7 protein-coding genes are annotated in these 6,032 nt (G+C 59.3%); all 7 read left to right on the top strand.

What is annotated here, in order from left to right; all coding sequences use genetic code 11:
- A partial coding sequence (locus tag B2W96_RS04555) for a V-type ATP synthase subunit E (protein ID WP_293008993.1) occupies window positions 1-426 on the top strand: 426 nt, incomplete at its 5' end.
- A 27-nt stretch (window positions 427-453) separates the two neighbouring features.
- Window positions 454-1,449 carry a V-type ATPase subunit gene (locus tag B2W96_RS04550; RefSeq protein WP_293008991.1) on the top strand — a complete coding sequence of 332 codons (996 nt, stop codon included), beginning with the start codon at window positions 454-456 and terminating at the stop codon, window positions 1,447-1,449.
- A gap of 13 nt (window positions 1,450-1,462) precedes the next feature.
- Window positions 1,463-1,780 carry a V-type ATP synthase subunit F gene (locus B2W96_RS04545; protein ID WP_293008989.1) on the top strand — a complete coding sequence of 106 codons (318 nt, stop codon included), beginning with the start codon at window positions 1,463-1,465 and terminating at the stop codon, window positions 1,778-1,780.
- An 81-nt stretch (window positions 1,781-1,861) separates the two neighbouring features.
- Entirely contained in the window at window positions 1,862-3,631 is a 1,770-nt protein-coding gene (locus B2W96_RS04540; RefSeq protein ID WP_293008987.1) for a V-type ATP synthase subunit A, read from the top strand.
- Window positions 3,631-5,016, top strand: coding sequence for a V-type ATP synthase subunit B (locus tag B2W96_RS04535; RefSeq protein ID WP_293008985.1), 1,386 nt, complete (start codon window positions 3,631-3,633; stop codon window positions 5,014-5,016). The genes B2W96_RS04540 and B2W96_RS04535 overlap by 1 nt, the downstream gene beginning before the upstream one ends.
- Before the next feature lie 12 nt (window positions 5,017-5,028).
- Window positions 5,029-5,718: a V-type ATP synthase subunit D gene (locus B2W96_RS04530; protein WP_293008983.1), complete on the top strand. Its 690-nt coding sequence runs from the start codon at window positions 5,029-5,031 to the stop codon at window positions 5,716-5,718.
- Window positions 5,719-5,850: 132 nt separating this feature from the next.
- A complete protein-coding gene (locus B2W96_RS04525; RefSeq protein ID WP_293008981.1) occupies window positions 5,851-6,030 on the top strand; it encodes a hypothetical protein in 180 nt (59 codons plus the stop codon).
- The last annotated feature ends 2 nt before the right edge of the window (window positions 6,031-6,032 follow it).

The raw sequence follows: 6,032 nt of genomic DNA, 5'->3' as shown, positions 1-6,032 counted from the left end.
GCTGCGGAGCGGGAGGAACGTCTGGTGAGCGTTGCGCAGATGGAGGCCCGGAAGGACCTGCTGGCCGCGCGGCAATCTCAGGTGGAGGCCGCTTTTGAACTGGCGCTGAAGACCCTTCGGGATTTGCCGGAGGATCGGTACATTGCCGTGGCTGCGGACCTGCTGGTCCGGGCCGCCGGTCAGGGCGGGGGAGAAGCTGTGTTTTCTCCCGCAGACCGGGAAAAAATCGGCCGAGCCGCCGTGGACGAAGCCAATCGGCGGCTGAACGGAAAGCTGACCCTCTCCGAAGAAACAAGACCGCTGAAGGGCGGCTTCATTCTGGTGGATGGCAGTGTGGAGGTCAACTGCACCTTTGACACGCTGGTGCGCCTGAAAAAGGGCGAGATGGCCGGTGAGGTCGCCGCAGTGCTGTTCCCGGAAGGGTAACGAATCAACGAGCAGGGAGGAAGCGCCTTGTCAAATAAAATCAAGGACACCGATTATCTGGTGATATCCGCCCGCATCCGCGCCATGGAAACGGGGTTGCTGACGGGCGAGAGAATGGAGCAGATCCTCTCCGCCCGCAGCGACGAAGAAGTGGTAAAGCTCCTACAGGAAAACGGGTATCCCGACATGAGCCTTGAAAGTCCGGAGGCTATGGACGCGGCAATTACCGCTGCAAGGGAAGAGACTTTACGGGACTTGGGCGACAGTGCTCCGGACAGGAGATATCTGGATATCTTCAAGCTGAAATACGATTACCACAACGCCAAGGCCATTTTAAAGGCGCAGGCGCTGGACATGAACCCGGACCATATGCTGACGGATCTGGGCCGGGTTCCGGCGGCAGAGTTAAAGGAAGCAATTACCGGCGGCGAGGGCAATCAGCTTCCGCCCCTGCTGGCCCTTGCTATCGCCGAAGGGAAGGCGGTTTTGGACACCACCCGCGATCCCCAACTGGGGGACATGGTGCTGGACCGCTGGAGATATCGGGATGAGCTGGAGACAGCGAAGGAAACCGGAAGCGAATTTCTTCAGGGCTATGTCCGTATCTCTATTGATGCGGCGAACCTCCGCGCACTGGTCCGGACTATCCGCATGGGCAAGACAGAGGCCTTTTTGGAGGGCGTGCTCTTTTCCGGCGGAAGCGTGGACGAGAGCGAGGTGCTGGAGGTTGCGTGCGACTGTGGAGACAGCCTTGAGGCTCTGTACGCGGGCACCGAGCTGGAGACCGCTGCAAAGGCTGGCTTCGACGCACTGAAGGGCGGAGGACTGACAAAGTTTGAAAAGCTGTGCGACGACGCGGTGTCCGGGTATCTCTCCGGCGCACAGATGGTGGCGTTCGGGGAAGCGCCGCTGATTGGCTATCTGGCCGCGCGGGAGACGGAGTATACAAATCTCCGGATTCTTTTGATGGGCCGGGCCGCGGGGCTGGACCCGGAGATTATCCGGGCGCGGCTGCGGACGTAAGGAGTGTGAAAAAATGGCAACGACCTATCGCATCGCGGTGGTGGGGGACTGGGAATCCGTCATGGGCTTTCGGGCTTTGGGGCTGGACACCTATCCCATCTCCGTGCCGGAGGAGGCCCGCAAAAAGATTCACGAGCTGGCAAAAACCGACTGCGCGGTAATCTATCTGACGGAACAGTTGGCGGCGAAGCTGCCGGATGTGCTGGACCGATATAAGGACGAGCTGCGCCCCGCCGTCATCTTGATTCCCGGACGGGGCGGAATCCTTGGCATCGGCAGGCGCAACATCCAGAACTCGATTGAAAGGGCGGTCGGCGCCGATATCCTGTGACGCGGGGAAGGAGACTGCGCTCTTGCCATGAACGCGCCTCCCGTCCAGAGAGCGAATTTATCCTGAAAGAAGGTTGTCTGTTTGAGCGGTAAAGTTGTAAAAGTATCCGGACCGCTGGTGGTGGCCACGGGCCTGTCGGACGCCAATATGTCCGACGTGGTGCGTGTGGGCCCCCAGCGGCTGATCGGCGAAATTTTGACCATGACGGGCGATTCTGCGTCCATTCAGGTCTATGAAGAGACCTCCGGCTTAGGCCCCGGCGCGGAGGTGGTGACCACCGGCGCGCCCATGAGCGTGGAACTGGGGCCGGGCATGATTGAAGGCATTTACGACGGCATCCAGCGCCCATTGGAGAAGATCGTGGAAAAGGTAGGCTCCAACATCACCCGTGGCATCGAGGTTCCTGCACTGGACCATGACAAGAAATGGGACTTTACACCTGTTGCAAATGTTGGCGATAGAGTAATTGGCGGCGATATTCTGGGTACCGTTCCTGAGACGCCGGTTGTGCTGCACAAAATCATGGTGCCGCCGAACGTCAGCGGTACGGTGAAGAAGATTGAAAGCGGCTCCTTCACCGTTTTGGAGACGGTGGCGGTGATTGAGACGGAGGACGGCAAGACGGTGGAACTGGCCATGGCCCAGAAGTGGCCCGTCCGCGTGGGCCGTCCTTATCGGCACAAGTATCCCCCCACCCGGCCTCTCAGCTCCGGCCAACGGGTCATTGATACCCTGTTTCCCATCGCCAAGGGCGGCACCGCCGCCGTACCGGGCCCCTTCGGTTCCGGCAAAACGGTGGTTCAGCACCAGTTGGCCAAATGGTCCGACGTGGACATCGTGGTTTACATTGGCTGCGGTGAGCGGGGCAACGAAATGACCGACGTGCTGCGGGAATTTCCCGAGTTGAACGACCCCCGTACCGGCGAGTCCCTGATGAAGCGCACGGTGCTGATCGCAAACACCTCCGATATGCCTGTGGCGGCCCGTGAGGCGTCGGTTTACACCGGCATCACCATCGCGGAGTATTTCCGCGACATGGGCTACGACGTGGCGGTTATTGCCGACTCCACCTCCCGCTGGGCCGAGGCGCTGCGCGAAATGTCCGGCCGTCTGGAGGAGATGCCCGGTGAAGAGGGCTATCCCGCATATTTGAGTTCCCGTCTGGCCCAGTTCTACGAGCGGGCAGGCAGCGTGGAGTGCATTGGCTCCGGCGAGCGCCGGGGCAGTCTTACCGCCGTGGGCGCGGTGTCGCCTCCGGGCGGCGACCTGTCCGAGCCGGTGTCCCAGGCCACCATGCGGATTGTGAAGGTCTTCTGGGCGCTGGATTCGTCTCTGGCCTACAAGCGTCATTTTCCGGCCATCAACTGGCTGAACTCCTACTCGCTGTATCTGGATTCCCTGAGACCCTGGTTTGACGAGAACTTGGGCGAGGGCTTTATGAAGGACCGGAGTCAGGCCATGAGCATTCTGCAAAACGAGGCCAGCCTGAACGAAATCGTCCAGTTGGTGGGTAAGGACGCGCTGTCTGCCAACGACCAGTTGACGCTGGAGACGGCCCGTATGATCCGGGAGGACTTCTTGCAGCAGAATGCCTTTACGGACATCGACGGCTATTCCAGCTACGACCGGCAGAAGAAGCTTTTGTTAATTATTTTGCGGTACGATCAGCTCTGTCGGGAGGCAATCGCGGGGGGCGCGGACGCGGCAGATTTGTTTTCTATCCCGTCTCGGGAATCTATCGGACGCGCCAAAAGCGTGCCTGCGGAGGAATACGAGGCGGCGTACGCCGCCATGGAAGAGGCCATGTCACAGGAGATCGCGGCGATTGCCGCGCAGGGAGGTGAGGACTGATGATTAAGGAATACCGCACCGTAGAACAAATTGTCAGCCCCCTGATGATGGTTCGGCAGGTTGAGGGCGTCACCTATGACGAGCTGGTGGAGGTGGAGCTGCAAAACGGCTCTGTCCGTCAGGGCAAGGTGCTGGAAGTCAACGGCGATACCGCCGTGGTTCAGCTTTTCGACTCTGCCGCGGGCATCAATCTGGCGCAGTCCAAGGTCCGTTTTCTGGGCCACCCGCTGCGTCTGGGCGTTTCCGCAGATATGCTGGGCCGCGTGTTCAACGGCATGGGTGAGCCCATCGACGGCGGCCCCGCCATTCTGGCAGAGGAGTACAAGGACATCAACGGCCTGCCCATGAACCCGGCTGCCCGGGACTACCCCAACGAATTTATTCAGACCGGCGTATCTACCATCGACGGACTGAACACACTGGTCCGTGGGCAGAAGCTGCCCATTTTCTCCGGTTCCGGTCTGCCCCACGCGAATCTGGCGGCGCAGATTGCCCGTCAGGCCAGAGTGCGGGGCGATGAGGCTTCCAACTTCGCGGTGGTGTTTGCCGCCATCGGCATCACCTTCGAGGAGTCGGAGTTCTTTGTCAGCGAGTTTAAGCGCACCGGTGCCATCGACCGGACCGTGCTGTTTTCAAACCTTGCAAACGACCCCGCCGTAGAGCGCATTTCAACGCCCCGTATGGCCCTGACCGCCGCGGAGTATCTGGCTTTTGAAAAGGATATGCATGTGCTGGTTATTCTGACGGACATCACCAACTATGCCGAGGCGCTGCGCGAAGTTTCCGCCGCAAAGAAAGAGGTTCCCGGCCGTCGGGGTTTCCCTGGCTATCTGTATACCGACCTTGCCACCATGTACGAGCGGGCAGGCCGCCAGCTTGGGAAGAAGGGCTCCATCACGCTGATTCCCATTCTGACCATGCCCGAAGACGACAAGACCCACCCCATCCCGGATCTGACCGGATATATCACCGAGGGACAGATCATTCTGGCCCGCGAGCTGTACCGCAAGAATATCCACCCCCCCGTGGACGTGCTGCCCTCTCTGTCCCGTTTAAAGGACAAGGGCATCGGTGAGGGGAAGACCCGTGAGGATCACGCCAGCACTATGAACCAGCTTTTTGCTGCGTATTCCACCGGCAAGGATAACAAGGAGCTGATGAGCATTTTGGGTGAGGCCGCCCTGACGCCCACGGATTTGTTGTATGCAAAGTTTGCGGACGAGTTTGAGCGGCGGTATGTAAATCAGGGCTATGACGAAAACCGCTCCATTGAGGAGACGCTGGACCTGGGCTGGGAGCTTTTGAGCATCCTGCCCAAGGGCGAGTTGAAGCGTATCAAGCCGGAGCTGATTGAAAAATACTGGCCCAAAAAGGATGAACAGTAAGGAGGGGGGACCATGCCGAAGCTTAATGTGAACCCCACCCGCATGGAGCTGACCCGGCTTAAGGGAAAGCTTCGTACCGCCCAGCGGGGCCACAAGCTCCTCAAGGATAAGCGGGATGAGCTGATGAAGCAGTTTCTGGAGACTGTCCGGGAGGTGCGTGCCCTCCGGGCGGAGGTGGAAGCGGAGTTGATGACCGTCCACGATTCGTTTACCGTGGCGTCGGCCCTCATGTCGTCTGAGGCGATGGAGCAGGCGCTGCTGTATCCGAAACAGAGCGTGGAGCTGACGATGGGTTTTCAGAACGTCATGTCCGTCAATGTGCCGGTCTACGATTTTAAGACCAAAACCCAGTCGGACAGCGACATTTACCCCTACGGCTTCGCCGGAACCTCCGGCGAGCTGGACACGGCAGTGGACGCGCTGGGAAAGGTTTTCCGCAAGATGCTGAAGCTGGCGCAGATTGAAAAGTCGGCCCAGTTGATGGCGGAGGAAATTGAGAAGACCCGCCGCCGCGTCAACGCGCTGGAGTATGTGATGATTCCCAATACCCAGGAAACCATCCGGTTTATCAATATGAAGCTGGATGAAAACGACCGCGCCACCACCATCCGTCTCATGAAGGTGAAGGATATGATTCTGAAAGAGGCGCTGGAGGAAAAGCGGAAGCAGGATGCCAAGGCGCTGGAGGCTTTCTCGGGGTAAGCCGGAGCCTTGCGGTGAATAAGAAAGAGGGCAAAACCACGAAAAGAATTTTTGCAAGCTTTCTGACAGCCGCGCTGCTGCTGGGACTTCTGAGCGTGGGGGCCGGGGGCGGCGGAGACGAAGTACGCGCCTTTGACGCTTTCAAACTACTGTGGTGCTGTGCTGACCATTGATAAGGCTCACGTGCTCTATGCCGGAAAGCTGGCTGATAAGAATGGCGAGAACTTCCGGTGTCCCATTTACGGCGTGCCCGACGGCGCGAAGATCACTGTCACCGTCACGGATGCGCAAGAGGGGGGACGAACTCTATAATT

This window comes from Oscillibacter sp. UBA6647, assembly GCA_002455655.1.
Classification (GTDB): Bacteria; Bacillota; Clostridia; order Oscillospirales; family Oscillospiraceae; genus Oscillibacter.
The sequence above is the reverse complement of the archived record's forward strand: the minus strand, read 5'-3'. Positions and strand labels throughout refer to the sequence as shown.

Coding starts and splice junctions, on each gene's coding strand:
- B2W96_RS04545 (WP_293008989.1), top strand. CDS start 1,463: ATGGCAACGACCTATCGCATCGCGGTGGTGGGGGACTGGGAATCCGTC.
- B2W96_RS04535 (WP_293008985.1), top strand. CDS start 3,631: ATGATTAAGGAATACCGCACCGTAGAACAAATTGTCAGCCCCCTGATG.
- B2W96_RS04530 (WP_293008983.1), top strand. CDS start 5,029: ATGCCGAAGCTTAATGTGAACCCCACCCGCATGGAGCTGACCCGGCTT.